24 protein-coding genes and 1 pseudogene are annotated in these 26,656 nt (G+C 34.4%); 12 read left to right on the top strand and 13 right to left on the bottom strand.

Features of this window, described 5'->3' with window-relative positions:
* Window positions 1-144: 144 nt before the first annotated feature.
* Window positions 145-759, top strand: a pseudogene (locus C1A40_RS17730) (IS256 family transposase); the annotation flags it as partial.
* A 214-nt stretch (window positions 760-973) separates the two neighbouring features.
* Here C1A40_RS17730 and C1A40_RS17725 read toward each other — a convergent pair.
* The 11 genes from C1A40_RS17725 to C1A40_RS17675 all read right to left on the bottom strand — a co-directional run bounded on the left by C1A40_RS17725 (window position 974) and on the right by C1A40_RS17675 (window position 15,694).
* Complete coding sequence (locus C1A40_RS17725) at window positions 974-2,968, bottom strand: DUF349 domain-containing protein (RefSeq protein ID WP_102997040.1); 1,995 nt, start codon at window positions 2,966-2,968, stop codon at window positions 974-976.
* Between the two features lie 104 nt (window positions 2,969-3,072).
* Window positions 3,073-3,813 carry a shikimate dehydrogenase family protein gene (locus tag C1A40_RS17720; protein WP_102997039.1) on the bottom strand — a complete coding sequence of 247 codons (741 nt, stop codon included), beginning with the start codon at window positions 3,811-3,813 and terminating at the stop codon, window positions 3,073-3,075.
* Complete coding sequence (locus C1A40_RS17715; RefSeq protein WP_102997038.1) at window positions 3,810-4,826, bottom strand: DUF368 domain-containing protein; 1,017 nt, start codon at window positions 4,824-4,826, stop codon at window positions 3,810-3,812. Before C1A40_RS17715 ends, C1A40_RS17720 begins: the two co-directional genes overlap by 4 nt.
* Window positions 4,826-5,746 carry a polyprenyl-phosphate transporter gene (locus tag C1A40_RS17710; RefSeq protein WP_102997037.1) on the bottom strand — a complete coding sequence of 307 codons (921 nt, stop codon included), beginning with the start codon at window positions 5,744-5,746 and terminating at the stop codon, window positions 4,826-4,828. The genes C1A40_RS17715 and C1A40_RS17710 overlap by 1 nt, the downstream gene beginning before the upstream one ends.
* A gap of 49 nt (window positions 5,747-5,795) precedes the next feature.
* On the bottom strand, window positions 5,796-7,184 hold the full coding sequence (locus C1A40_RS17705; RefSeq protein WP_102997036.1) for a tetratricopeptide repeat protein: 1,389 nt from the start codon (window positions 7,182-7,184) through the stop codon (window positions 5,796-5,798).
* Window positions 7,185-7,341: 157 nt separating this feature from the next.
* Window positions 7,342-8,526, bottom strand: a complete 1,185-nt coding sequence (locus C1A40_RS17700; protein WP_102997035.1) for an aspartate aminotransferase family protein — start codon at window positions 8,524-8,526, stop codon at window positions 7,342-7,344.
* Window positions 8,527-8,532: 6 nt separating this feature from the next.
* Window positions 8,533-10,680, bottom strand: a complete 2,148-nt coding sequence (locus C1A40_RS17695; protein WP_102997034.1) for an OstA-like protein — start codon at window positions 10,678-10,680, stop codon at window positions 8,533-8,535.
* A gap of 315 nt (window positions 10,681-10,995) precedes the next feature.
* Entirely contained in the window at window positions 10,996-12,273 is a 1,278-nt protein-coding gene (locus C1A40_RS17690) for an adenylosuccinate synthase (RefSeq protein ID WP_102997033.1), read from the bottom strand.
* An 8-nt stretch (window positions 12,274-12,281) separates the two neighbouring features.
* Window positions 12,282-12,740, bottom strand: a complete 459-nt coding sequence (locus C1A40_RS17685; protein ID WP_067145697.1) for a Fur family transcriptional regulator — start codon at window positions 12,738-12,740, stop codon at window positions 12,282-12,284.
* A 28-nt stretch (window positions 12,741-12,768) separates the two neighbouring features.
* Window positions 12,769-14,988 carry a RelA/SpoT family protein gene (locus C1A40_RS17680; protein ID WP_102997032.1) on the bottom strand — a complete coding sequence of 740 codons (2,220 nt, stop codon included), beginning with the start codon at window positions 14,986-14,988 and terminating at the stop codon, window positions 12,769-12,771.
* 130 nt (window positions 14,989-15,118) lie between these two features.
* Window positions 15,119-15,694, bottom strand: coding sequence for a non-canonical purine NTP diphosphatase (locus C1A40_RS17675; RefSeq protein WP_102997031.1), 576 nt, complete (start codon window positions 15,692-15,694; stop codon window positions 15,119-15,121).
* Window positions 15,695-15,867: 173 nt separating this feature from the next.
* On the opposite strand from C1A40_RS17675, the gene C1A40_RS17670 reads away from it, so the two are divergent.
* The 3 genes from C1A40_RS17670 to C1A40_RS17660 all read left to right on the top strand — a co-directional run bounded on the left by C1A40_RS17670 (window position 15,868) and on the right by C1A40_RS17660 (window position 17,070).
* Window positions 15,868-16,167 (top strand): HPF/RaiA family ribosome-associated protein, encoded by a 300-nt coding sequence (locus tag C1A40_RS17670; RefSeq protein ID WP_102997030.1) that lies wholly within the window; start codon window positions 15,868-15,870, stop codon window positions 16,165-16,167.
* Between the two features lie 253 nt (window positions 16,168-16,420).
* Window positions 16,421-16,717, top strand: a complete 297-nt coding sequence (locus tag C1A40_RS17665) for a type II toxin-antitoxin system HigB family toxin (protein WP_102997029.1) — start codon at window positions 16,421-16,423, stop codon at window positions 16,715-16,717.
* Window positions 16,718-16,719: 2 nt separating this feature from the next.
* Window positions 16,720-17,070, top strand: a complete 351-nt coding sequence (locus C1A40_RS17660; protein ID WP_102997028.1) for a helix-turn-helix domain-containing protein — start codon at window positions 16,720-16,722, stop codon at window positions 17,068-17,070.
* Between the two features lie 301 nt (window positions 17,071-17,371).
* Here C1A40_RS17660 and rlmH read toward each other — a convergent pair whose 3' ends face one another.
* Window positions 17,372-17,845, bottom strand: a complete 474-nt coding sequence (gene rlmH / locus C1A40_RS17655; protein ID WP_102997027.1) for a 23S rRNA (pseudouridine(1915)-N(3))-methyltransferase RlmH — start codon at window positions 17,843-17,845, stop codon at window positions 17,372-17,374.
* 125 nt (window positions 17,846-17,970) lie between these two features.
* Here rlmH and nadC point away from each other — a divergent pair, with 125 nt between their 5' ends.
* The 3 genes from nadC (at window position 17,971) to priA (ending at window position 22,328) form a co-directional block, all read left to right on the top strand.
* Window positions 17,971-18,831: a carboxylating nicotinate-nucleotide diphosphorylase gene (gene nadC / locus C1A40_RS17650; RefSeq protein ID WP_102997026.1), complete on the top strand. Its 861-nt coding sequence runs from the start codon at window positions 17,971-17,973 to the stop codon at window positions 18,829-18,831.
* A 98-nt stretch (window positions 18,832-18,929) separates the two neighbouring features.
* Window positions 18,930-19,871: a YihY/virulence factor BrkB family protein gene (locus C1A40_RS17645; protein WP_102997025.1), complete on the top strand. Its 942-nt coding sequence runs from the start codon at window positions 18,930-18,932 to the stop codon at window positions 19,869-19,871.
* Between the two features lie 3 nt (window positions 19,872-19,874).
* Window positions 19,875-22,328 carry a replication restart helicase PriA gene (gene priA, locus C1A40_RS17640; protein ID WP_102997024.1) on the top strand — a complete coding sequence of 818 codons (2,454 nt, stop codon included), beginning with the start codon at window positions 19,875-19,877 and terminating at the stop codon, window positions 22,326-22,328.
* Window positions 22,329-22,359: 31 nt separating this feature from the next.
* Here the strand turns inward: priA and C1A40_RS17635 are convergent, their stop codons facing one another.
* The gene (locus tag C1A40_RS17635) at window positions 22,360-23,055 is read right to left on the bottom strand and encodes a LytR/AlgR family response regulator transcription factor (RefSeq protein ID WP_067145716.1); all 696 of its coding nucleotides are present in this window, start codon (window positions 23,053-23,055) and stop codon (window positions 22,360-22,362) included.
* A 207-nt stretch (window positions 23,056-23,262) separates the two neighbouring features.
* Here C1A40_RS17635 and rpsF point away from each other — a divergent pair, with 207 nt between their 5' ends.
* The 5 genes from rpsF (at window position 23,263) to hisS (ending at window position 26,523) form a co-directional block, all read left to right on the top strand.
* Window positions 23,263-23,601, top strand: coding sequence for a 30S ribosomal protein S6 (gene rpsF, locus C1A40_RS17630; protein WP_102997023.1), 339 nt, complete (start codon window positions 23,263-23,265; stop codon window positions 23,599-23,601).
* A gap of 2 nt (window positions 23,602-23,603) precedes the next feature.
* Window positions 23,604-23,900, top strand: coding sequence for a 30S ribosomal protein S18 (rpsR, locus tag C1A40_RS17625; protein WP_019388303.1), 297 nt, complete (start codon window positions 23,604-23,606; stop codon window positions 23,898-23,900).
* A 13-nt stretch (window positions 23,901-23,913) separates the two neighbouring features.
* Window positions 23,914-24,357 (top strand): 50S ribosomal protein L9, encoded by a 444-nt coding sequence (gene rplI, locus C1A40_RS17620; protein WP_102997022.1) that lies wholly within the window; start codon window positions 23,914-23,916, stop codon window positions 24,355-24,357.
* Between the two features lie 182 nt (window positions 24,358-24,539).
* Window positions 24,540-25,007: a DUF6495 family protein gene (locus C1A40_RS17615; RefSeq protein WP_102997021.1), complete on the top strand. Its 468-nt coding sequence runs from the start codon at window positions 24,540-24,542 to the stop codon at window positions 25,005-25,007.
* 142 nt (window positions 25,008-25,149) lie between these two features.
* Window positions 25,150-26,523 carry a histidine--tRNA ligase gene (hisS, locus tag C1A40_RS17610; protein WP_102997020.1) on the top strand — a complete coding sequence of 458 codons (1,374 nt, stop codon included), beginning with the start codon at window positions 25,150-25,152 and terminating at the stop codon, window positions 26,521-26,523.
* Window positions 26,524-26,656: the final 133 nt, after the last annotated feature.

Below are 26,656 nucleotides of genomic sequence, written 5' to 3'. Positions count from 1 at the left end.
TTAAAGTGGCACAAATCGAAACGGAAACATTGGCACAAATCAAACCGTTTTTAGCTAACTCAATTTCCGTGTGGCACAATTTAAACCGAAATCAACGGCACAGTAACTCCGAAATCACTGGCACAAATCGAACCGTGTTAGCCAGTCTTAGGACTTTGGCTGGGTAAGAATGAATCGGCAGCCTTTTGGATGAGCGTACTAACCGATATGAAAGCCAGAGGCGTTCAGGATTTGCTTATCACGGCCACAGATAATCTTAACGGTTTTACCGACACCATTAAAAATGTTTTTCCTGAATCTAAAACCCAAATTTGCATGGTACATCAGATTCGTAACGCTTGTCGCTATGTTGTTTGGAAAGACAAGAAGGAATTTACAAAAGACATGAAAAATATCTATGATGCACCCACCAAAAACGCAGCAAAAGCTGCTTTAGAGGACTTTGCTCAGAAATGGGAACACAAGTACTCTTATGCTATTAAAAGCTGGAGAGACAACTGGGATGAGCTTACTGCTTTTTATGAATTTCCTGTTGAAATTAGAAAAATCATTTACACTACCAACCTTATTGAAAACCTTAATGGAAAAATCAGAAAGTACACTAAAAACAAGCTCTCATTCCCAACAGATGAGGCTGTTATGAAGTCCACTTTTTTAGCCCTTAGAGAGGCTACCAAAAAATGGTCGATGCCTATTAGGAACTGGGGCATTATTTTAAACCAGTTTTTAACTATATTTGAAAAAAGGGTTCAACTTTAAAAAAGCTAAACCCTCGATTTATAACTTACACACTTTACGGGATAGTGTCTATTAAATCGCTCTAAAAATAAAACCCTGTAAAAGAAGTATTCTTATACAGGGTTTTCATTTTTTATATTAATGCAACATGGGTTCGACAAGTTCAACCTGACGACCATCTTATTAATCGACTTTTAATACAGCTTCTTTTTTATTAATAAAGTATTGCTAATTATTAATAAAGGTCCTTAACTTTTCTAAGCTTAGATTTCCATAATTCTAAAGACTCTTCATGAAGTTTAATGTTATTGTGAACCTCCTTAACTAAAGGATTGTCATCTTCCACATTAGTGAAAAACTGTAAGTTGTTTTCCAGTTGATTAATCTGACTTTTAACTTCGTCTATCTTCTTTCTAATGAATACACGTTCATTATCTAAGTTTCTGTGATCGTCATCGGCAGCATTGAGTACGTCTAATTTGTTTTCGTACTTAATCATTTCAGCTTCGATTTTTTCCAGATCTAAATGGGATAATAATTGATCGGTTGCTTTTTGAAACTTAGCATCAATATAACGTTTGTCTTGAGGGACACGACCTAAGGCATGCCATTCTTTAATTTTTTCTTTAATTAACTCAATGCCTTTCGTTTTATCTTCAGTTAATTTTAGGTCTTTAAAAGCGTTTAAAAACTCATTTTTCTTGTGGTAAGCTTCTACTTGTTCGGTACTTGCAGCATTTCTTTTAGCATGAATTCTATCAAAATAGTAGTTACAGGCAGCCTTAAATTGTTTCCAGATTTTATCGCTGTCTTTTCTAGGAACGTGACCTATTTTTTTCCATTCACTTTGAATTTTTTTCATTAAAGGGGTTACCGTTTCAAAATCGTCACTTTCCTTATTATCCTCTGCCACCTTAATCAAGTCTAATTTTAATTGAAGGTTGTGGTACTGTTCCTTTTTTAAATCTTTATAAAAGCTGTTTTTTTGTCTGTTAAAGGTTCTTACAGCCTCTTTAAACTCTGCCCATGTTTTTTCGTTGAGCTTTAAGGGTACTTTTCCAGCATTGAAAAATGATTCACGTAAGGCTTCAATTTGTTTAATTTTCTTTTGAAGCGTACCGTGAGATTTGCAACCTGTGGCGCTAATAGCTTTTATCTTTTCAATGATTTCAAGCTTCTTCTCTAGATTCTTTTCGTAGACTTTGTCAATTTCTTGGTAATAGGCATGACGTTTGTCGTTAATAATTTTTGTAGCCGCTTTAAAACGCTCCCAGATTTCTTCACGATGCTCTTGACCAACAGGGCCAAGTTCTTCTTTCCACATTTTATGTAGTTCTTGAAGCTCTCTAAAAGCACGCATCACGTTATCATCTTTAGATAACTCTTCGGCACGCTCGATAATTAATAACTTTTTTTCTAGATTATGTTTGAAATCTAAATCGCGTAGGTCTCGGTTTAAATGTAAGAAATCATAAAACAACTCTACATGGTGGTGGTAGCTATTCCAAGCGTTATTGTATTTATCTCTTGGAATGGGACCAGTATTTCTCCAGCGCTCCTGTAAATCTTTAAAGTGTTTGTAAGTGGTATTAATGTTTTCTTCAACGTTAATAAGTCCTTTTAGCTCTTCAATAATGGCTAACTTATCCTGTAGGTTTTGTTTTAAGTTTTTCTCTAAACTTTGGTAATGTTCATTAAGTTTAGTTCGGTATACTTTGTAGGCATCCTTGTATCTTTTTTGAACAGGTGATGAAAAGTAGAAATCAATTTCATTACCACCATCATTAATAAAGTCTTCTTTCTTCTCATCAATAATGGTTTGTAGTTTTTGCTTAAACTCTGAATTTATACTATTCACATGGTTGCGAATGGCTTGAATTTTTTCGGTTGCAACAAGGCGTTCCAATTCTATAGCTAAGGCTTCTAACGACATGGTGTCGTATTCTTTAACCTCTATTTTATGACGATCTTTATTACCTTCATCTTCAGCATCTTCAGCATTCGATTCGTCAATTTCATTTAAAACTTCATCTTGGTCATCAGTTTTGGTCGAATTTTCAATAGCTTCTGATTCAGCACTTTCATTAGCGTCTTCAACAGAATTTACAGTTTCTTCTTCAGCATTCGATGTTGATTCCAAGGTTTGATTCTCATTTAATTCTGTAGAATTTTCAATAGCATTAGGCGTATCAACTTCTTCCGGTTTTTGTGATTTCTCGTTGTCAGACATTTTTAAAAATGTTAAGGTTCATCAATTATTTTCGAGTTTAAAGATACTAACAAGTAAAGTATAAACAAAGTGCATAGAAGTGTTTTAACTTATTTATAAAGGATTTAATAAAGATCCCAAATAGACCATGATTTTTCGGCTTGTAGTTTTAGCATATTGGCGCCATTAATAATGGTAGCTCCGTTTTTTTTACCACGACTTAAAAAAGTAGTTTCTTCTGGATTATAAATTAAATCGAAAAGAATATGGTTTTTACTTATACCTTGATAGGGGATATGCGGACAATCGTTAATGTCTGGGAAGGTTCCTAGCGGTGTACAATTGATGATAACCTCATGGTTTTTAACATCATTTTCTGTTAGGGTATCGTATGAAAATTGTACATGATTGGATAGTTTTCTAGAGACATAAGCGTATTCAATTCCTAATTCCTTGAGGCTATAAGCGACTGCTTTGCTAGCGCCTCCCGTGCCTAAAATTAAAGCCTTTTTATGATGCGGTTTCACAAAAGGTTCTAAGGTTTTTTTAAACCCATAATAATCGGTATTGTAACCAATAAGTTTGCCTTTTTTTGTGATTTTTATCGTGTTAACAGCGCCTATAGCTTTGGCTTTTTTGTTAATCTTACCCAAGTAAGGCATAACGGCTTCTTTATAAGGAATGGTAACGTTTAAGCCTTTTAAATTTGGGGTGTTTTTTATGATATCTGGAAATTTTTTAATGTCTTCAATGTCGAAATTTTCATAAGTAGCATCCGATATGCCTTCGTTTTCAAATTTTTCTTTAAAATATGCTCTGGAGAAAGAATAAGAAATATTTTTTCCTAATAATCCTAATTTGTTCATGTAGTTTTTCTGGTTTTTTGTCCGTACCACTCCAAGCCTAGAACAATGGCAATGCCAAGAAATATAAAGGCTAAGGCGACATAGGTTTCGGTTTGGAGTTCTGGAATATAACGGTGGTAGTTGTGCACAATATGTTGTCCTTTGGAATCCATTAATAAATGGCCGCTTTCATGTGTTTTATAGCTAGTTTCTTTCCAAGGCCATACTACGCCTAGTGAGCCAACAATAAATCCGATAATAGAAGAAAGGGTAATGCTTTTATAACGCTTTAAAATATAACTTAACAAATGCGAAAAAGAAACCAAACCCGTTATAGAACCAGCAGTAAAAACAACCAATATTTTAAGCATTCTGATGCGTTTGGGATTATTGGTAAAACTAAAATCGCCCGTAATAATCTCTGAAAAGGTGTCGTATAAAGCATTTACAGAATCGACTAATAACAGAACATAATTGCCTAATAGGATGAGGATAAACGATCCTGAAAATCCTGGAAGGGTCATACCCGAAACGCTAATGATGCCGCAGAAAAGAACAAACCACAGGTTGTCATTTTCCTTAGCAGGATTTAAAAAACTAATGCTCAAACCTACAATAATACCAATGCCAAGAGAGAGATAGGTTTTAGAATTCCAATCGTTAAAATCTTTGTAGATGTAATATATAGATCCGATTATCATACCAAAGAATACACTCCAAACATACAGTTCATAATGTTTAATAAGGAAATCTAAGATCTTTGAAATGCTAAAGTAGCTAATAAGCATACCTAGAAAAAGCAGACTTAAAAAACGGCCATTGATATAATAGAAAAAACTTTTAAAGCGTCCGTTAATAAGCAATCCAAAAGCTTTTTTATTTACCTTTTTTAATGAATAAATAAATTCTTCGTAAAAGCCGGCAACAAACGCAACTACACCTCCTGAAACTCCTGGAACTTTATTAGCAGCGCCCATGCCTAATCCCTTTAGAACTAGAAAAAGTTTATCGGTGAATGTTCTGGTATTTTGCATTACTGTTTTTTAGAACCTAATTTTTCAAGAATAAAAATAGTTAAAAATCCTAGAATCATTAAAATTACTGCAAATAGTACATGATTATTACCTTCAAAATTGAAAGGGGAAATACTTTCTTGTAATAACGGGGTTTTTATGCCTTTTGAACTGGTATGCCAGGTTAGTGTGTTTTTCCATGGCCACACTTTGTTTAATGATCCAAAAATAAAACCTGTTAAAACCGCTAATGTAATATTATGGTAGTGTTTAAATAGCCATTTTAACACATGGCTAAAACTAAGTAATCCAATAACCGCACCGGTTCCAAAAATCATTATTTTTTTGATATCAATATCGTGAATCGCATCACTTAAGGTTTTGTAAGCTCCTAAGATGATTAAAATAAACGAACCCGAAATCCCAGGAAGAATCATAGCACAGATGGCTAGGGCACCAGCAAAGAATAAAAATAGGGAACTATCATTAGTGCTTAGAGAAGGCATTTTACTAATGTAAAAAGCAACAGAAGCACCTAATAGTAGTGCTATAATAGTGGCTGCATTCCATTTGGTAATTTGTTTTCCAACAAAATAGATACTAGCAAGGATGAGTCCGAAAAAAAAGGACCATATTAAAATGGGGTAATAAATAAGGAGGTAGCTTGCCAGTTTCATAAAAGTCACAAAACTGATTATAATACCTGTTAAAAGCGCTAAAATAAAATTGCCATTAAGCTGTGTCCAAAAATCTTTAAAACCTTTACTAAAAAGGGTTTTAAAAAGTGATGCATTAACATTGCTTATCGTAGAAATTAGCTCTTCATAAATTCCAGAAATAAATGCGATTGTACCTCCAGAAACTCCTGGAACGGCATCGGCAGCCCCCATAGCTAGCCCTTTAAAAGTAATGATTAAGTAGTCGCTAAAACGTCGTTGCATAGTGGTTTTTTAAGAAAACCAAAGGTATACAAATTAATTAAAGGTTGTGTTACAGATTTGTTTTAAGTATTTTTTTTACCAAACGTTTATTTGAAACTTTTGGAAACAATTCATCAATTATAAAATAGTATTCATGATTGTGTTTTAGGCCGTTTTTTAAGTGAAAGCTCCCTTTGTCATTTTCGTTTAATTGAAAATATAAGCCAGCCAATCGGTATTCAATTTCGGCATTATCTGGGTAAAACTCTATAGCTTGTTCGAAATTATATATAGCAGCATCAGATTCACCCAGTTTAATTAGTAAATCGCCACGCGATAACCAGGTGTTTAATTCGTAATTGCCTAATTCTAAGGTTTTTTTGTAGCCGCGTTCGGCTTCTTCTAAGAAATTTAGCCTTTGGTTAATTTGTGAATAAAGCTTCCAATACATGACATTTTCAGAATCTATATTTATCGCTTTATTTATATAATGTAAGGCTTTTAAGTAATCGTTCTTTTTTTTGTAAAACTTAGTAATGGCAATCCATCCTTTGTCTAATAAAGGATCTTCGTGAACAGTTCTGTCGTAATACTGAAGGGCTAATTCATGATTGCCTAATTGTTCGTAACAGTTTCCAATTCGTAACAAAGCAAAGGAAGTAGGGTCGTCTAATGATAAAGTAATGCTATAGTTTTCAATAGCATCTTTATAGCGTTTTAATTTTTCTAAAACTTTGCCACGCTCTAAATACGCCCCAACAAAGGTGTCGTCGGAAATGATGGCAAAATCGTATGCCGCTAAAGCTTTTTTATAATCTTTTAAAAGATCGTATTGTTTTCCTAATTGGTGCCATGCCACTTCGCAGTATGGATTTTTATCTAGAAATACGTTTAAATACGAAATAGCATCTTCATGTTGATTTAAAAACTCAAAGCAATAAATGATGTTATATAAAGCCGAATAGTCCTCAATGTCACATTCTAAACATTTCATGAAGTAAACTTTAGCTTCTTCAAAATTGTCCAGAAATAAATATTCCATGCCTATAAGTGAATAAAGATCGACCACATCATCGGTAAGTTCCAAGGCTTGTTTTAAAACAGAAATGGCTTGTGAATGATTATCTTGTTTAGAAAAAATATTGGCTTTTTGTATATAGATTTCCTCATTATTAGGGTCTAAACTATACAGTTCACTTAATAAGGTATCGGCTTCGATGAGTTTGTCTTCAAACACATATATTTCAACTTTAAAAAGTCTTAAGTTGATGGACGTTGGATGTTGATCTAATCCTAACTTTATAGCTTTCTTTGCTAAGGCTATTTTACCTTGATTAAGGTAATGATGAATGATGTTTTCAAATTCTTCAGAATCAAAGAATAAAACATGATTTGTTTTTAACATCGATTCAAACTTGGTAAGCGGCAAATTATTGTTGTCATCCTGACTAAACTCCATAAGCACATTTGTGAGGTTCAACTTTCTTAAAGTTACTATTCTATTTAAAGGTTAGTCGTAAAAGGACTAAATGTTTTCAACAAAGTAATCAACATGAGTCGTTTTTTGTTGAATACTTGTTTGTTTTTTATTGGTAGTCAAGTGGTTGTGTTTCTGGTTAGGTGGTTTGAATGTCATCGAGAATCCTTAAAATAACCTGGCATCCTTCAATTATTTCTTCATTCGAAACCGTTAAGGGCGGGGTAATTCTTACTGCTTTTGGCTCAAACAGGAGCCAGAACAAGATTAAACCGTGATCTTGAGCGGTTAAAATAAGCTGGTTTACCATGTCGGGTGTTGGTAACATTAAGGCTAGCATAAGGCCTTTTCCTCTTATTTCTGCAATTAAAGGGTGTACCAAATGCTTTTTAAAAAGGGCTTCTTTTTCTAAAGCTTCGGCCATTAAATTGGTTTTGGTAATTTCCTGTAAAGTAGCTAATGCTGAAGCTGCAATTACGGGGTGTCCACCAAAGGTGGTAATATGGCCAAGCTTGGGTTTATCTTGCAATAAATCCATAAGGGCACTAGATGCGGTAAAGGCCCCTATAGGCATACCGCCACCAAGGCCTTTTCCCGATACGATAATATCTGGAATACAGTTGTAGTTTTCAAATCCGAAAAGTTTTCCTGTACGACCAATACCGGGCTGAATTTCATCTAAAATTAAAAGCGCTCCAACGGCATCGCATCGTTCTCTTACTTTAGCTAAGTAATTATTTTTAGGCTCAATAAAGCCAGCACCACCTTGAATGGTTTCTAAAATCACGCAGGCTGTTTTAGATGTAATAAGATTTAAATCTGCTTCATCATTAAACTGAATGAATTTCACATCAGGAATTAACGGCCTGAAAGCTTGCTTACGTTCCTCATACCCCATAACACTCATGGATCCCATTGTGTTACCATGATAAGCGTTTTTCGCTGCTATAAATTCGCTGCGTCCTGTTGCGCGTCTGGCTAGTTTTAAGGCGCCTTCAATGGCTTCTGTGCCAGAATTGGTTAAATAGGTTTTCTCAAAAGGAGCGGGTAAGTGGCTGGCGATAAGTTTGGTGAGTTCCACGGCAGGTTGCTGTGCATATTCACCGTAAACCATGACGTGCATGTACTTATCCAGTTGCCTCTTAATGGCGTCGACCACTTTCGGATGGTTGTGGCCTAGCGGACAAGCAGAAACTCCAGCGACAAAATCTAAATACCTTTTGTTAGCGGTATCATAAATATAGGAGCCAGAAGCGTGTGAAACTTCCATCGCCAACGGATGTGTTGAGGTTTGCGCTTGGTATTTAAAAAATTCAGAAATCATATGATGTTATTCCTTATTAACTTCAACAACATTTGCGCCCCACATGTATATGGTATCGTTGGTTTGAATATCACTTATTAAACATCGTAATTTACTGCCGTCTGCTTTTTTTGTTCCAATAAGGGTGTATTCCTTCCAGTCGTCGGTAAGGTTTACAACCAGGGTGTTATAGACTGCATAATCTTTGTCTGCTCTTTGAAAACGGAGTCTGGTTTTTCCTTTACCTTTCATCCAAATGGAGAATTTGAAAGTGCCTTCGGTGTTGTTTAATACTTGATATATATGGCCATCTGCAGTGCCTGTTCCTGTAATTTCATTGGCGACACTTTTACCTCCAGGTGTTGCCATAGTGCTTATGGTTACTTTTACTGCCGATTTAAACCATTTAGCGTGCTCAAATGCACTAGGGTATTCAATCAAGTTTTTTGATTCATGCGTAATAGGAATATTTCTAGCAGCTTTGTTGTGATGAGGTTTTCCTTTTCCTGCTAATTTAATGCGTTCCAACATGTCTTGATCAAAGAATTGGCCCGAAGGTATGTAGTCTTCAAGGCCTTTAATAACTGGTAACTCCAAAGGAGGGTCGTCACTAAAAAGATCTTCTACACTTTTGGGGCGTTCCTCTTCACGCCAATCGAAGCCTTTTAAATATTTGTCTTTTTGAGGGTATTTGGATTCCGGAATTAAATCGCCGTCCACTTGGTTAAATCTTGAATACTCTTCGATATCGCCCTCGGCAAATAAAATTTTGATACTTCCCGATTTCGCTTTGTCAATACCTATAAGTTCCTGTTTATCATTGCGTGCGTAGAATATGGATTCGGCATTTTTAATGATGTTAACCTCTCTTAATACATTTTCATCATTAAATAAGCCCACCAGTCTTAAGCCGTAAATTTGGTTGTATCCGTCGGTACTTAAAGTGTCTTTGCTAATTATGAAAGCATGATTAAACACTAAAAGTGAATCTATTTTTTCTGTTTTATTATTTGAAATTAAATGAATGGTATCACCGGTCATTTGGTTTTCAAAATTCCATAAGATGGGTTTACGTGCTTTTGAAAATTTATCGCCAGATGATAACCTCGGAATGTTTATTAATTTGGTGATCCCTGTTTTTTGATTTGCATAAATAGAATCTGATTTGCCTGTAATATCCGATTTAAAAAGTTTGGCGTTATAGTAAGCGTTCACAATACGATTATCGGGTTTTCCGGTAACCATAATTTTATCGGCATGCATAAACACAGAATCTTTTTCTTGAACGGTTATGGCTAAGGCCCGTTTTGTTATAAAAAGGGAGTCCTTTGCCTTGTAAACTTCGGCGTAATGCCCTTTGATAACACTTTTATTAAGGGTGTCGGTAACTTTGATGTTGTTGGTTGCAGATGCAAAGTTTTTATTGTTATCAAAATATAGACTGTCGCCTTCAATAATCCTATGGTCGTAATCTATTCTTGCATTTTTAATGGCGTATCCGACTTCTAATTTGGTATCGTAAAACCCTTTTTCGCAATAGGTTTTACTGGTTTCAGTTGTGATGATTGATGGGCCAAAAAGATAAGCAAAACCCGTGTCGGAATAAAAATCAAAGTAATCAGAATTGATAGTTGACTCTTTATTTACTAAAACCACATCTTTTACAAATTGGTATTTCTTGATATCCATGTAATATCTGCCAATTTTACTGGTAATTGTACCAGACGAATCTTTTACAACTTTACCGCCATTTCTGTAAAATGCTTGTTGTTTAACGCGATCAAAGTAAAGGGTGTCTGATGAAATAGTAGAATGCGGGTCTGTTAACACTACATCGCCACTAGCAAAAGCAAGTTCGGTAATACCACTATACTCTACATATTTGGAAGTCATATTAATGGTGTCGCCTTGTTTTACAGAAACGTTACCGTAAGCTTCAACAAAATTTTCTTCACCGTAGTGAATGGCTTTGTCGCACCACATGTTGGAGCCGCCATGAATTATATGAACTTGTTGCTTGTCGTCGCGGGTTAGAACCTTTGCACCAGGATAGTTTTCTTCGTCGATGGTGAGTTTACCAGCGTACTCAATTTGAATTTTGCGTTTCTCTTGAGCGTTATTCACCGAAACAAAAGAAACAATTAATAATAATAGTAAGACTTGAAGTTTGTTCAAAGTATAAAAAATTTGTGGCAAAAATAACGATTAAAAAAATGATTTATGATATCGAAACAAAAGAAGCTGTCTAAAAAGTATCACTAATGTTATTTTGATCCTGTTGATACGTTTTAAAATGATTGATAAGCGGCGTTGTTTAGGTACTGTTTAATTGGTAAATCAAATTAATTACTTTTTAAGCGGCCTTCAAAAATGATGTGTTATAATCACTTTGGGCCACCGAATTAAATTTATCCCACACTTAAAATATGCCCATAAAAAAAGACCACATTAAATGTAGTCTTTTATATTGCTTAAAATGTATCAACACTACTATTGCTGTCTAAAAATAGTTTGTTTTCTGTCTGGTCCAACAGAAACAATAGTAATAGGCGTTTCTAATTCTTTTTCTAAAAATTCGATGTAGTCGTTTAGGGCTTTTGGCATTTGAGAAGCTTCAGACATTTCAGTTAAATCTTCATTCCAACCACTAAATTCGGTATAAATTGGTTCTACATTTTCAGGTTCAATGTTATAAGGAAGGTGTGAGATTTCTTCACCTTTATATTTGTAAGCCGTACATACTTTTAAGGTTTTAAAACCAGAAAGTACATCACCTTTCATCATCATTAATTGGGTAACCCCATTAACTTGACAAGCATATTTTAATGCCACAAGGTCTAACCAGCCGCAACGTCTTGGTCTTCCTGTGGTTGCACCAAATTCATTTCCTACTTTGGCCATAGTTGCACCATCTTCATCAAAAAGTTCGGTAGGGAATGGGCCCGATCCAACACGTGTGGTGTAAGCTTTAAAAATACCGAAAACTTCACCAATTTGATTTGGAGCAACACCTAAACCAGTACAAGCACCAGCAGCAGTGGTATTACTAGACGTTACAAACGGATAGGTTCCGAAGTCGATATCTAATAATGAACCCTGAGCACCTTCAGCAAGAATGGATTGTCCAGATCTTTGAGCTTGGTATATATATTCTTCAGAATCGATAAATTTTAAAGATTTTAAAACTTCAACAGCTTTAAAAAATTCAACTTCTAACTCTTCTAAATTGTATTCAATTTCAACATTGTAAAATTTAATCATTGACTCGTGTTTATCAGCCAATGCTCTGTAACGCTCCTTCCAGTCGCTAAGTTCTAAATCACCTACACGAATACCGTTTCTGCCGGTTTTGTCCATATAAGTCGGGCCAATACCTTTAAGTGTCGATCCAATTTTAGCTTTACCTTTTGAGGCTTCACTAGCGGCATCTAATAAGCGATGCGTAGGTAAAATGATATGCGCTTTTCTTGAAATAAGCAATGATTTTCTATAATCAACGTCTTGTTCTTCAAGTTTATCGAGTTCACCTTTAAAAATTACAGGGTCTATAACGACGCCGTTTCCTACTAAATTGGTAGCGTTATCATGGAAAATTCCTGAAGGTATGGTGTGTAAAACATGTTTTTTACCGTTAAAAACTAAAGTGTGTCCTGCATTTGGCCCACCTTGAAAACGAGCTATAATGTTATAGTTTGTGGTAAGAACGTCAACAATCTTTCCTTTGCCTTCGTCTCCCCATTGTAATCCTAGTAGTAAGTCTACCGCCATTTTGATAATTAGTTATTTGTTGTTGATTTTCTATTTCCGTAAAAATAGAGCGAGTGGTTGTTAATTTTTATGTCGAAAACTTCTTCAATAGTTTTTTTGATCGATTCAATTCTAGGGTCACAAAACTCTATCACTTCACCGGTATCGGTTAAAATAACATGGTCGTGTTGTCTATCGAAGTATGATTTCTCGTAATGCGCTTGGTTTTGTCCGAATTGATGTTTTCTTACCAACCCACATTCTAAAAGTAGTTCTATAGTGTTATAAAGTGTGGCGCGAGACACGCGGTACTTTTTGTTTTTCATATTAAGATATAGAGACTCTATATCAAAATGTTCTTCACTATTATATATTTCCTGCAATATAGCATAACGTTCTGGCGTTTTACGGTGCCCGTTATTTTCTAAAAAGCTCGTAAAAACATTTTTTACGATATCCTGATTTTTTGTATCCGATTTTGCATTCATAATTTCCGTGTGCAAATTTACACATTTTTTACACTCTAGTAACCTTATCTATACCATTAATTTTTTTTAGTTTTTCAAGAATCTTTTTAATAATGGTATTGTTTTTTACTACAAGACTGATTTTTCCAGAGAATAATCCGTCCTCGCTTTCAAAACTAAGGCTTTTCATATTAACATGCATATTTTCTGAAACGATGGTTGTAATTTCGTTTACAAGGCCAATATGATCTATTCCTGTAATTTTAATTTGGGCCATAAATTCTTGTTGCGTCGAATCTACCCATTTGGCTGTCATGATGCGGTAGGCGTAATTAGATTGTAGGCTTAAGGCATTCGGACAGTTTTTTTTGTGTACCTTAATACCTTCAGTAACTGTTAAAAAGCCAAAAACATTATCTCCCGGTATGGGATTGCAGCAATTAGCAAGTTTGTAGTCTAGTTTTTCTGCTTCTTTTCCAAATACTAATGAATCATAGTTAGATGTAACTTCGTTTTTCTCTAATTCTTCTTTTGAAATATTAGCTTTTCTAGTGATTTTACTTTTAATGAAAGACATTAAAGCATTACTTCGCGAAGCCGCAAAGTTTTTAATCATAACATTGTCAATAGAGCCAATGCCTACGCGATAAAACAAATCTAAACTGGTTTTTAATTTAAAGTATTTAACAAGTTCGTTTATGGTTCTTTCATTAAGCGTAATTTTTAATTGCTTTAGTTTTCGACGCAAAATTTCTTTACCATCTTCGCCAATACGTTTTCGATCTTCTTTTAAAGCCGATTTTATTTTCCCTCGAGCTCTAGCCGTGGTGGCGTAATCGAGCCAGTTAGGATTGGGTTTAGCAGTTTCGGAGGTTAGAATTTCTACTTGATCTCCAGTTTCAAGCACATGACTTAGGGGAACCAATTTCCCGTTTACCTTAGCGCCTCTTGTTTTCATGCCAATTTCGGTATGAATACTAAAGGCAAAATCTAAAGATGTTGCGCCTTTTGGTAGTGATTTTAAATCACCATTTGGCGTGAATACAAATATTTCTTGAGAATAAAGATTGAGTTTAAACTGCTCAACGAAATCGACGGCATTAACTTCAGGGCTTTCAAGCGCTTCCTGAAGTCTGTTAATCCAAGTTTCTAGACTGTCTTCTTTTTCGGTGTTGTTTTTGTATTTGTAATGAGCAGCATAGCCTTTTTCGGCAATTTCGTTCATGCGTTCACTACGTACTTGGACTTCTACCCAGCGCCCTTTGGGGCCCATAACGGTAATGTGAAGTGCTTCGTAGCCCGTGGTTTTTGGCGAGGTAATCCAATCACGCAAGCGCATAGGGTTAGGTCGAAAATGATCGGTGACGATGGAGTAAATTTTCCAAGCTTGGAATTTCTCGTCGGCGAGTTCACTTTTGTAAATTATTCTAATAGCGAACTTATCATATACTTCATCAAAGGAAACCCCTTGGGTAAGCATTTTTTTTCTGATGGAGAAGATTGATTTCGGTCTACCTTTTATTGAATATATGATATTTTCTTTGTCTAAAGCTTTTTTAACAACATCACTAAATTGTTCGATATAAAGGTCTTGTTCCTCTTTGCTCTCTTTTATTTTATTAAGAATGTCATTATAAACATCTGGTTCGGTGTACTTTAAACTTAAATCTTCGAGCTGTGTTTTGATGTTGTAAAGCCCAATACGATGTGCTAATGGCGCGTATATATATAAGGTTTCTGATGCAATTTTGTCCTGTTTGTCAGGGCGCATGGAGTCCATCGTTTGCATGTTATGAAGCCTATCTGCTATCTTAATAATAATAACGCGAACATCATCATTAAGCGTTAAAAGCATTTTACGAAAGTTCTCGGCTTGTAGCGACACATCCATGTCTTTTTCTTTACTAAGCGAGGATATTTTGGTGAGCCCTTCAACAATACGGGCTATGGTTTTCCCGAAGCGGTTTTCAATGTCTTTTATTTCATAGTCAGGACTGTCTTCAACAACATCATGAAGTAAAGCCGCAGCAATAGAGGTAGCATCTAGTCCAATTTCTTGAGCTACAATTTTAGCCACAGCAATAGGGTGGAAGATGTAAGCTTCTCCCGATTTTCTACGTTGATTTTTATGCCCATCTAAGGCGACTTCAAAAGCACTCCTAATTAATTTTTTATCGTCACTAGAAAGTGTGGTGTAACTAACTTTTAGTAGCTCTTTATAAGCCTTAGCAATGCTGGCATTTTCTTTTTCAATAGCTTCCTCTGTCATAATTTAAAAGTAACATAAAGAATATTAACAGACAACATGCGCCTGTTTTTTTTAATCATTTTTAGAATAAAATGAGATTAAAATTGCGGTGGATAAAAATGTGCGGTCAAAAAATGCTGATCTTTTGATTTTAAATTTGGTTTAAAAAGGCTACTAAAAGCGAAACCGCTTTACCACGATGGCCTATACTGTTTTTTAAAGATAGCGGCATCTGCGCAAATGTTTCAGTATAGCCTTCAGGTTTAAAAATGGGATCGTAACCAAAACCTTGGTTCCCTATTTTATCCTTGGTAATCTCACCTTTACAAAGTCCGGTAAAACTTTGTAAAGTATCATTTAAATGTAAGGCGATTACGGTTTTAAATTGCGCGTTTCTATTAGAATTATCATCTAACTCGTTTAAAAGCTTATCCATATTATCCTGGGCATCCTTTTGCTCGCCAGCGTATCGGGCAGAATATACACCAGGCGCACCGTTTAGGGCTTCAACCTCTAAGCCTGTATCGTCTGCAAAACAGTTATAACCATAGTTGTCTTTAATGTAATTTGCTTTTTGAATGGCATTACCTTCTATAGTGTTTTGTGTTTCTGGAATATCCTCGGTGCAGCCAATATCTGCTAAGCTTAACAATGTGATGTGGTTAGGGATTAAAGCTTGAACTTCTTTGATTTTATTTATATTGTTGGTAGCAAAAACGAGTTTCATAGATATAGATTAGGATTTTAAACGTTCAAAAATACCATTATATCATATGAAATGAAAGTAGGCTGTCTTTATTCTAAAGAAAATTTTAATAGCATTTTATGATTTTTGTTGCATTCACTTTTTTCTAAAACTCGTATCTTCGGAGTGATATTAATTCTTAAAAGAGAACGATTATGACAGTAAATTTTCAATATGTAGGCGTAGATGTAAGTGAGACGCTTTCACAATTCACAAGAGAGAAATTAGAGAAAATATTTAATAGATACGAATTTTTAATAAGCGCAGAGGTACATTTTAAACAAGATGAAAAGGATCATGATTTAGGAAAAATTTGCAATATTGAATTGAGTTTACCAGGCCCTAGAATTTTTGCAACTTCTAATGAACGTAATTTTGAAGTATCCGTAAGAGAAACCATTAGCGATTTAGAGCGTCAGCTTAAAAAGAGAAAAGAAGTTTATAAAACACATTAGAATTGACATAAGAATGACAGATGACAGATGACAGGTGATTGAAGGCTATAAATTTAAAAAGATGATGAAGACCTAGTTTTTAATCATCTTTTTTTTTGTTAAAGAAACGCATGAACTAACATGCTGCAAGTCCGAGTAATTACTGAAAACTGAGACTGAGACGGAATACTTTAAAATTCTACATTTGGTAATTAAGTTATTAAATATAGAATTATTTTGTATCTTTGTAACTGATTTAAACCATGTTTAGCAAATGCATGTCATATCGCATAAAAAATTAAAGGACTATTTTTCTAAAGAAGTGAATTCTGAAGTTGCTTTACAAGATTGGTATAAAAGGGCTAAAACTGCAGAATGGGAAAATTATTCCGATTTAAAAAATACTTTTAATTCTGCCGATAATGTTGGTAATAATAGATATGTTTTTAATGTAAAAGGGAATCATTATCGAATTGTTGCTATTGTGCGATTTAATATTAAAAGGATATTTATTAGATGGGTAGGGAATCACTCAGAATACGATAAAATTAAGGACATAAATAAGTTGTAATCATGATAACAAATAAAGATTATATTGAGGCTAATTTAAGACTTGAAACATTGCTTAAAATTGTAGATGATGAAGGGGAAAATGAAGCTTTAAACAATGAACTGATTTTAGTTAGTGATATTATTGAAGCTTATGAAGAAAAACATCATCCAATAGGGATGCCTAAATTAATGGATGTTATAGAGCTTCGAATGTTTGAGATGAAATTAAAGCAAAAGGATTTAGCGGTTTTGTTAGGAACTAGCGCTTCAAGAATAAGTGAAATTTTTAAAGGAAAACGCGATATTACATTAAGCCTTGCAAGATCACTTCATAAAAAACTGAATATAGATAGCGATATTATATTACAGTAAAAGATGAATTATTTCTCGAAATTATAGAAGTGTTTTAGAGTTTGGTTTTTATAAAATATCAAAGGTCCTGACGGATGATAGGTGATTGATGATTGAAGGCAATAAATTTAAAAAGATGATTAATACCTAGTTTTTAATCATCTTTTTTTTGTTTAAGAAGTGCCATAAACTGAAAACTGTTACTAATAACTAATTTTACAAATCCGAGTCAGCCTGATAACTTGGGACTGCGACTGAAAACTAATATTAGCACATCCGAGTAATCACTGAAAGCTGCGACTGAAAACTGAAAACTTTTTATTCATCTATGATGATAAGGTTCATTCCTTAAAATGGTAAAACCTCTATATAATTGCTCAATAAAAAACAGACGAATCATTTGATGAGAAAATGTCATTTTAGATAATGATATTTTTCCTTGCGCCTTGTTGTAAACTTCTTCCGAAAAGCCATAAGGACCGCCTATCACAAATACGAGTTGCTTAATACCCGAATTCATGTGTTTTTGGAGGTAATTAGAAAAGTGTACAGAATCATATTGCTTGCCTTGCTCATCAAGTAAAATCAAGGCATCTGTAGTATTTGTCTTGCTAAGTATCAGCGTTCCTTCCTTCTTTTTTTGCTGTTCTTCACTTAAATTTTTAGAATTTTTAATATCTGGAATAATTTCTAGTTGAAACTTAATATAAAAACTTAAACGTTTAATATAATCGTTAATTAAATGCGTAAGTTGTTTATTATCAGTTTTTCCAATAGTAATAAGCTTGATAGTCATATAGCAATTTTTTTTAATTATTTTATTAATAATGCATTAAAACAAGACATTAATAAAAATTTCGTAAATGTAAAATTTAAAAAAGTGAATCTATTTATTATTTTTGCTGCAAACAAGATTTATTTATGATAACACAAGAGCAGTTCGATTCGGAGTTGAAAATGATAATTTCTAATGCGATTAGAGAGGATGTTGGAGATGGCGATCATAGTTCGATAGCATGTATTCCTGAAAATGCAAGAGGAAAAGCTAAGATTTTAGTAAAAGACAAAGGCATTATTGGTGGCGTAAACTTCGCTAAGAAAGTCTTTGCTTATGTAGATAAAAACTTGAAATTAGATGTACGTATTGAAGACGGTACAGAAGTTACTTACGGCGACGTGGTAATGTATATAGAAGGACCTTCGCAGTCTATCTTAAAGGCCGAACGTACCGTACTTAATGCCATGCAACGTATGAGTGCTATTGCAACGAAAACACGTACGTTTGTCGATTTGTTAGAAGGGACTAAAACTCGAATTTTAGATACCCGTAAGACGACTCCAGGGATTAGAGTTCTTGAAAAATGGGCTGTAAAAATTGGTGGCGGTGAGAACCACAGATTTGCTTTATATGATATGATTATGCTTAAAGATAATCATATAGATTTTGCAGGTGGGATCACAAAAGCTATTGAAATGACAAAAGATTATTTACTAGAAACAGGTAGAAATCTGCAAATCATGGTGGAGGCTAGAAATTTAAGCGAAGTGGAAGAAATTCTTCAGAATGAAGGCGTTTATAGAATTTTATTAGATAACTTCGATTATGAAGATACTAGAAAAGCCGTGAAAATTATCGGAAATAAATGCCTTACCGAGTCTTCAGGAAATATCAATGAAACAACCATAAGACATTATGCCGAATGTGGTGTAAATTATATTTCTTGTGGTGCTTTAACGCATTCCGTTCATAATATGGATTTAAGTTTAAAAGCGATAAAGTAGTTTATCGCTTTTAAATGTTTGATTTAATCAATTTAAGTTTTAAAAGACATTTTTTATTTTAATAACTTTGTTTGACAAACAACAAAAGCAAGTTATTAATGACTAAGCCTATAGAAGATAAACTTGATGAAATCCCTGTAGTTAATCTTCTGGTTCGTTTTTTAAAACGTATTAAGCTTCCTGGTTTAGAAGGTTTATCCTTATACGATTTAATAGAGCTTTACATTACGGGTATTATAAAAGGGGCGGTTACAACCAGAGCTAGTGCTATTGCTTTTAGCTTTTTTACGGCCATTTTTCCTTTTTTAATATTCGTTTTAATTATTATCCCATACATTCCTGTTGCAAATTTTAAACATGAGTTTTTAGTGTTTCTAGAATCGTTTTTGCCAGCGACTACTTCCGATTTTTTCTTTGAGAATATTTTTGAGAATATCGAGCAATCGCAACGTGGTGGTTTGCTGTCTTCTGTGTTTTTACTGTCTGTACTCTTAATGGCGAATGGGGTTAATGCCGTTTTTACAGGTTTTGAAAGTTCTTATCATGAGCAATTATCCCGAAATGCATTTAAACAGTATTTGTACGCTTTAGGAATCGCTTTGATTTTAGCTTTTTTGCTCATTTTTACCATTGCTATTTTGGGGTATTTTCAAATTTATGTGGTTCAAGAACTTTTAGTGTTATTTAAAGGTGAAGGTTATAAAGCAGAGGGTAAGGCTGTTTTTTGGACTAAAATGGTGCAGTCTGTTTTCTTTATAGTTATGGTGTATTTGTCGGTAGCGACCTTGTATTATTTTGGGACTAAAGAAGGGAAAGATTCACGGTTTTTTTCGGTCGGAGCTTTATTTACAACATTGCTTATTATTTTAACGTCTTTTTTATTTGGGGTGTATATCGAAAATTTTAGTCAGTATAACAAACTATACGGATCCATTGGGGCGCTATTAATACTCCTACTGTATTTATGGTTAAATTCTAATATTTTGTTGTTGGGATATGAGTTAAATGCCTCTTTAAATAAACTTAGAAAAGCCTCGTAGTTTATGGTAGATTTTATTGATGTTATTATTCCAATTCCTTTAAAAAAGCTGTTTACCTATACAGTGACACCTGCTGAAGCCGAATTTTTAAAACCAGGTATGCGTGTGGCTGTGCCATTTGGGAAATCTAAAATTTACACCGGACTCGTTTTTAGTGTGCACAAAAATGAGCCAGCGGCATATGAAGCTAAAGATATTCAGCAGATATTAGATGACACCCCCATTGTTAATGCCCAGCAATTAAAATTTTGGCAGTGGATAGCAAGCTACTATATGTGTACCTTGGGCGATGTGATGCGTGCAGCGCTTCCTAATGCTTTTATTTTAGAAAGTGAAACGGTGGTAACCAAAGGTAAAGTCGCTATTATAGATGATTCTGTTTTAAAGGATGACGAGTTTTTGGTTTATGAAGCCTTACAGCATCAATCGACGTTGAAAATTCAGGATATTTCAAATATTTTAGGAAAGAAAAATGTACTTCATGTGATTAAAGGGCTTATTGAAAAGGAGGCTGTTTTAGTTGAAGAGGAAGTTTATGAAAAGTACAAACCAAAACTAGTTCGTTACGTAAAACTGCAAACAAGTTATACGAGTGAAAAGGCTTTTCATGAATTGATGGAGGAATTAAGTAGGGCGCCCAAACAACGTGACGTTGTTTTAACCTTGTTTTCAATTTCGGCTAAAACGAAAAAACCAGTTAAAGTTACCGATTTGGTTACCGAAAGTGGTGCCTCTTCGTCTGTCGTTAAAGCTTTAATTGATAAGGGTGTTTTAGAAGAGTATCACATTCAAACCGATCGCGTAGAATATTCTGGAGAAGATACCGAGGCATCGAAACATTTAAACGAACATCAGGAAACGGCGTTAACCGAAATAAATTCTAGTTTTCAATCGCATGCGGTAACCTTGTTGCATGGGGTAACATCATCGGGGAAAACAGAGGTTTATGTTAAACTTATTGAAGCGGTGCTTCAGCAAGGACGGCAAGTCTTGTATTTACTTCCAGAAATCGCTTTAACGACACAACTTATTACAAGGCTTCAAAATTATTTCGGGGAGCAAGTGGCGGTGTTTCATTCTAAGTATTCGGCTCATGAGCGTGTAGAGGTGTGGAATCAAGTATTAACCAATTCCGCGAAAGCGCAAATTGTATTAGGCGCAAGATCTTCCATTTTTTTACCTTTTAATCATTTAGGGTTGATTGTGGTTGATGAAGAACACGAGCAGTCATTTAAACAATTTGATCCAGCCCCGCGATATCATGCCCGAGATGCGGCAGTGGTATTAGCGCACTTGCATCAAGCTAAAACCTTACTGGGATCGGCGACACCAAGTTTAGAGAGTTACTATAACGCTAGGCAAAATAAATATGGTTTTGTTGAATTATTATACCGATACAATAATGTTTTAATGCCAGATATTGAGCTAGTCGATATTAAAGACAAGCAGAAAAAGAAGCGGATGAAAGGGCATTTTAGCGATCGGTTGATTGAAGAAATGACCGAAACTTTGGCTGAAGGTCATCAAATTATCTTATTTCAAAATCGTCGCGGATTTTCACCAATCGTGGAGTGTAAAACATGTGGTCATGCGCCAGAGTGTCCAAATTGCGACGTGAGTTTAACCTATCATCAATACCGAAACCAGTTGCGTTGCCATTACTGCGGTTATCAAGCCGCTATGATACAAGATTGTTTGGCTTGTGGCGGACAAGATTTAGACAGCAAAGGTTTTGGTACCGAGCAAATCGAGGAGGAGGTTAAAATATTGTTTCCCGATTATAAGGTGGCCCGAATGGATTTGGATACAACCCGGGGGAAATACGGTTATGAAAAAATTATTACAGCTTTAGAGCAGCAAGAAATTGATATTTTGGTGGGTACACAAATGCTTACTAAAGGATTGGATTTTAGGAATGTGAAATTGGTGGGGATTATGAACGCCGATAACATGCTTAATTTTCCAGATTTTAGGGCGCATGAGCGTAGTTTCCAATTGATGTTACAAGTTGCGGGTAGGGCAGGACGTACGGCAGAGCGTGGTAAAGTTTTAATTCAGACTTATAATCCGCACCATAACATATTACAGCAGGTGTCTACAAATAATTATATCGATATGTTTAAAGAGCAAATGAACGATCGTTATAATTTTAAGTATCCTCCTATTTATAAGCAAATAAAGATTACGCTAAAGCACAAAGATTTTAATCGGGTGGAAACCGCATCGATTTGGTTTGCTAAGTCACTCCGACAAGTTTTTGGAGATTATGTATTAGGACCAGAAGCGCCTCCGGTGGCTAGAATTAGAAATCAGTTTCACAAAAACATTTTGGTTAAAATTCCTAAAAAACACTCACTAGCTAAAACAAAAGAAGCTATTATTAAAATTAATAATAGCTTCGAAAGTGTAAAAGATTTTAGATCTGTTAGAGTAATTTTAAATGTCGATAATTTCTAGTTTTAAAATTTATAAATTATAGATGAAAACTTTAAATATTATTTAAAGCATCAACCAATTGTGTTTTTTTGTTTCTACTTAACGGAATTTCGTAAGCGCCAACTTCAACGTTTTTACTATTAAATCGGTCAATTTTATCTAAATTAACGATATAAGATTTGTGAATTCTTAAGAATTTACCTTCTGGTAATTCAGCTTCAAAAGATTTCATGGTTGAAAGTACCACCAAGCTATTTTCTTCGGTAACTAATTTTACGTAATCCCCAAGGGCTTCAATCCATTTAATGTCTTTAATGTAAACTTTACGTTTTTTAAGATTACTTTTTACAAAAATGTGTTCACCTTCTTCTTCGCTAAAATCTTGAGTCAATCTGTGTTGCTCTAAGGCTTTGTCTACAGAGATGTTAAAACGTTCTCTGGTGATAGGCTTGTGTAAATAATCGGTGGCGTCGTAATTGAATGCTTTAAAAGCGTATTCAGTTTTACCAGTTACAAAAATAATTTGAGGTTTATTGTTCAGCACGTCTAGAAGTTCAAATCCGTTTAGAACAGGCATTTCAATGTCTAAAAAAATTAAATCTACTTGATGAGTGTTTAAACCATTTTTTGTTTCAAGAGCACTACTGTACTCTGCAATTAAGTTGAGAGATGGGTGGTTCTCGACTAGTTTAACAATAGAGAGGCGTTGTATTGCCGAATCGTCTACCACTACACAGTTTAAAGTCATAACAATTTATGTTTCGGTTAAGGTATCGACAATAATACAAAAAAACCGATTAAAAAACAAGAAACATCGGTAAAGGGTTTTTGGAGGTGTATTTGGTCTATGATTTAGATATTATCTTGTTTGGTAAATTTAGCTGTAAATTTATTGTGAGATATGTATAATTTGATTACTTTTGCAGCCAATTTTTAACAATAAAATACGATTTTTATGAATCATTATGAAACTGTTTTCATCTTAAATCCCGTTTTATCTGAAGATCAGATAAAGGAAACAGTAAAGAAATACGAAGATTTTCTTGTTTCTAACGGTGCTAAGATGATAGCTAAAGAAGATTGGGGACTAAAAAAATTAGCTTACCCAATTCAAAACAAGAAAAGTGGTTTTTATCACTTATTCCAGTACCAAGTATCAGGAGAAGTTATTGATGCTTTAGAGGTAGAGTTTAGACGTGACGAGCGTTTTATGCGTTATTTAACAGTGTCTTTAGATAAGCATGCTGTAGCTTGGGCAGAGAGAAGAAGAGAAAAACTTAAACAAAAAGCTTAATTATGTCATCAATAGAACAACAATCAAAAGGAAAAAAAGACGGCGAAATTAGATATTTAACGCCTCTTAATATTGAAACTAATAAGCAAAAGAAATATTGTCGTTTCAAAAAATCTGGTATTAAATATATAGATTATAAAGATCCAGATTTCTTATTAAAGTTCGTAAATGAGCAAGGTAAAATCTTACCAAGACGTTTAACAGGAACTTCATTAAAGTATCAAAGAAAAGTGTCTGTTGCTGTGAAAAGAGCACGTCACTTAGCTTTAATGCCTTATGTAGCTGATTTATTAAAATAAAATACCGATAACGATGGAACTTATATTAAAACAAGACGTTGAAAATTTAGGATTTAAAGACGATGTTGTAACAGTTAAGAACGGTTATGGTAGAAACTTTTTAATTCCTCAGGGACAAGCTATTTTAGCTACAGTTTCAGCAAAGAAAGTATTAGCTGAGAACTTAAAGCAAAGAGCTTATAAAGAAAAGAAAATAGTTGAAGATGCTAACAAAGTTGCTGAAGCACTTAAAGCATTAGAAATTAAAATACCAGCTAAAGTTGGTGCAGGAGACAAATTATTTGGTTCTGTAAACAACATCGATTTAGCTGAAGCTTTAGAGAAAGAAGGTCAAGCAATTGATAAAAAATTCATCACCGTTACTACTGTAAAGCGTTTAGGTAAATACAATGCCGTGATTCGTTTACACAGAGCTGTATCTGTAGATTTAGAATTTGAAGTTGTTGCTCAAGCTTAATTTTTTAAAAGCTTAACAATTTAAGGAAACCACTCTTTTTGAGTGGTTTTTTTATGCGCTATAGTTTCCTAATTTTGCGAGATATTTCATAAATTTGCGCGCTTGTAAAGGACAGTGTTTATTGTTCAAAAGCAAGCTAAATGATACAAATGGCTCTCAATTTGAGAGATTAATAGGCGAAAATGAAATATTCAAGACTTACAAAAGAACAGTTCGAAGAATTACACCAAGAATTTATAAACTTTTTAGCAACCCAATCTATTACAGCTGATGAGTGGACTAATTTAAAAGCCAATAAACCAGAACTTGCTGAAACTGAATTAGATGTTTTTAGCGATTTAATCTGGGAAGGTGTTTTGAATAAAGCAGAATATTTAGAGCATATTTCGGCGCAACACATGTATTTATTCCATTTAGGAGAAGAGCAAATGCAAGCCATTGTGGTTAATATAAAAAATGATGTTGACATCACCACAGAAGAGGGGTATGATTGGCTTCGTGAAAACCTAATGGATGAAAATGTGGAATTTTTACAAGCCGATAAGGAATATTCGGACGATAAGAATTTAGATAAATTCAAAATGATCGAGCAAGGTGCAGTAATTACTAAAGGCGATTTGTTTAAGTATTTTGATAAACTAATTAACTAATCAATCCTGTGAAGGCAGAATCTGGTTGTAGTTAAAACTAATATTAGAGCTCTTCCGCTGCAGTAATTACATTTTGTAAACTAGGATAAGGAAGATGCTATTATTAAATAATTAAAAGACACCTGTTTTAGCAGGCATTTATATGGCACAAAAACCAAGCATACCAAAAGGCACAAGAGATTTTAATCCAGAACAAGTTGCTAAACGAAACTATATTTTTAATACCATTCGAAATGCCTTTCAAAATTTCGGGTTTCAACCTATTGAAACACCAAGTTTTGAAAATTCTAGTACTTTGATGGGGAAGTATGGCGATGAGGGTGATCGATTGATTTTTAAGATTTTAAATTCAGGTGATTTTTTATCAAAGGCCAATACTGAAGCTTATGCAGAAAAAGATTCTACAAAAATAACGTCGTCTATTTCAGAAAAAGCATTGCGTTATGATCTTACCGTACCTTTTGCACGTTACGTGGTACAACATCAAAACGAGATTGAATTTCCTTTTAAACGCTATCAAATTCAGCCGGTATGGCGTGCCGATAGACCGCAAAAAGGACGTTTTAGAGAGTTTTACCAATGTGATGCCGATGTGGTTGGTTCGCAGTCTTTGTGGCAGGAAGTAGAGTTTATTCAGCTTTACGACACCGTGTTTTTAGCATTAAAACTGGAAGGTGTTACCATTAAAATTAACAATAGAAAAATTCTTTCTGGTATTGCCGAAGTGATTGGTGCTAGCGATAAATTGATTGATTTTACAGTAGCTTTAGATAAGCTTGATAAAATTGGTGAAGAGAAAGTTAAAGAAGAGATGCTTGGTAAAGGAATTTCTGAAGAAGGCATTTCAAAACTTCAGCCTTTATTTACACTTTCAGGTTCTTTTGAATCTCAAATTGAAAGTTTAAAAAGTATTCTTTCTACTTCCGAAGAAGGATTAAAGGGTATTGAAGAACTGACGTTTATTCATACAGCTATTTCCGAATTAGGAGTAAATACAGCAACACTTCAGTTGGATGTGACTTTAGCCCGTGGTTTAAATTATTATACAGGTGCTATTTTTGAAGTGTCTGCGCCTAAAACCGTTCAAATGGGCTCTATTGGTGGCGGTGGTCGTTACGATGATTTAACCGGTATTTTTGGACTAAAAGATGTAAGTGGTGTTGGTATTAGTTTTGGTTTAGATCGTATCTACTTGGTATTAGAGGAACTGAATTTATTCCCTGAAACTGTTAGCAAAAACGTTGAGGTTTTATTTATAAATTTCGGAGACAAAGAAGCTTTATTTAGTTTGAAAGCTATTAAAGAATTAAGAGCTGCTGGCATTAATGCCGAATTGTATCCTGATGCCGCTAAAATGAAAAAGCAAATGAACCACGCTAACAAACGCGACATTCCATTTGTGGTTTTAGTAGGTGAACAGGAAATTACTTCAAATAATTATACAGTTAAAAATATGAAAACTGGGGAGCAAGACACTGTGAGTTTGGAGGCTTTAGTTGAGAGCGTGAAGGGGTGAAAAAGCTATAGGCCTTATGCTTTGAGTTTTAAACCTTTGATTTGAACATGCGCTTCGACGAGCTCAGCGTGACAAACATATAAACAAAACCCTCGATGAAGTTAAAATCATCGAGGGTTTTATCATTAACACG

Origin of the sequence: Tamlana carrageenivorans (genome assembly GCF_002893765.1) — a bacterium.
In the GTDB taxonomy this organism is placed as follows: Bacteria; Bacteroidota; Bacteroidia; order Flavobacteriales; family Flavobacteriaceae; genus Pseudotamlana; species Pseudotamlana carrageenivorans.
Note: the sequence above shows the minus strand (reverse complement) of the source record. Positions and strands in the feature narration are given on the sequence as shown.

Coding starts and splice junctions, on each gene's coding strand:
- C1A40_RS17725 (WP_102997040.1), bottom strand. CDS start 2,968: ATGTCTGACAACGAGAAATCACAAAAACCGGAAGAAGTTGATACGCCT.
- C1A40_RS17720 (WP_102997039.1), bottom strand. CDS start 3,813: ATGAACAAATTAGGATTATTAGGAAAAAATATTTCTTATTCTTTCTCC.
- C1A40_RS17715 (WP_102997038.1), bottom strand. CDS start 4,826: ATGCAAAATACCAGAACATTCACCGATAAACTTTTTCTAGTTCTAAAG.
- C1A40_RS17710 (WP_102997037.1), bottom strand. CDS start 5,746: ATGCAACGACGTTTTAGCGACTACTTAATCATTACTTTTAAAGGGCTA.
- C1A40_RS17705 (WP_102997036.1), bottom strand. CDS start 7,184: ATGGAGTTTAGTCAGGATGACAACAATAATTTGCCGCTTACCAAGTTT.
- C1A40_RS17700 (WP_102997035.1), bottom strand. CDS start 8,526: ATGATTTCTGAATTTTTTAAATACCAAGCGCAAACCTCAACACATCCG.
- C1A40_RS17690 (WP_102997033.1), bottom strand. CDS start 12,273: ATGGCGGTAGACTTACTACTAGGATTACAATGGGGAGACGAAGGCAAA.
- C1A40_RS17685 (WP_067145697.1), bottom strand. CDS start 12,740: ATGAATGCAAAATCGGATACAAAAAATCAGGATATCGTAAAAAATGTT.
- C1A40_RS17680 (WP_102997032.1), bottom strand. CDS start 14,988: ATGACAGAGGAAGCTATTGAAAAAGAAAATGCCAGCATTGCTAAGGCT.
- C1A40_RS17675 (WP_102997031.1), bottom strand. CDS start 15,694: ATGAAACTCGTTTTTGCTACCAACAATATAAATAAAATCAAAGAAGTT.
- C1A40_RS17670 (WP_102997030.1), top strand. CDS start 15,868: ATGACAGTAAATTTTCAATATGTAGGCGTAGATGTAAGTGAGACGCTT.
- C1A40_RS17665 (WP_102997029.1), top strand. CDS start 16,421: ATGCATGTCATATCGCATAAAAAATTAAAGGACTATTTTTCTAAAGAA.
- C1A40_RS17660 (WP_102997028.1), top strand. CDS start 16,720: ATGATAACAAATAAAGATTATATTGAGGCTAATTTAAGACTTGAAACA.
- rlmH (WP_102997027.1), bottom strand. CDS start 17,845: ATGACTATCAAGCTTATTACTATTGGAAAAACTGATAATAAACAACTT.
- nadC (WP_102997026.1), top strand. CDS start 17,971: ATGATAACACAAGAGCAGTTCGATTCGGAGTTGAAAATGATAATTTCT.
- C1A40_RS17645 (WP_102997025.1), top strand. CDS start 18,930: ATGACTAAGCCTATAGAAGATAAACTTGATGAAATCCCTGTAGTTAAT.
- priA (WP_102997024.1), top strand. CDS start 19,875: ATGGTAGATTTTATTGATGTTATTATTCCAATTCCTTTAAAAAAGCTG.
- C1A40_RS17635 (WP_067145716.1), bottom strand. CDS start 23,055: ATGACTTTAAACTGTGTAGTGGTAGACGATTCGGCAATACAACGCCTC.
- rpsF (WP_102997023.1), top strand. CDS start 23,263: ATGAATCATTATGAAACTGTTTTCATCTTAAATCCCGTTTTATCTGAA.
- rpsR (WP_019388303.1), top strand. CDS start 23,604: ATGTCATCAATAGAACAACAATCAAAAGGAAAAAAAGACGGCGAAATT.
- rplI (WP_102997022.1), top strand. CDS start 23,914: ATGGAACTTATATTAAAACAAGACGTTGAAAATTTAGGATTTAAAGAC.
- C1A40_RS17615 (WP_102997021.1), top strand. CDS start 24,540: ATGAAATATTCAAGACTTACAAAAGAACAGTTCGAAGAATTACACCAA.
- hisS (WP_102997020.1), top strand. CDS start 25,150: ATGGCACAAAAACCAAGCATACCAAAAGGCACAAGAGATTTTAATCCA.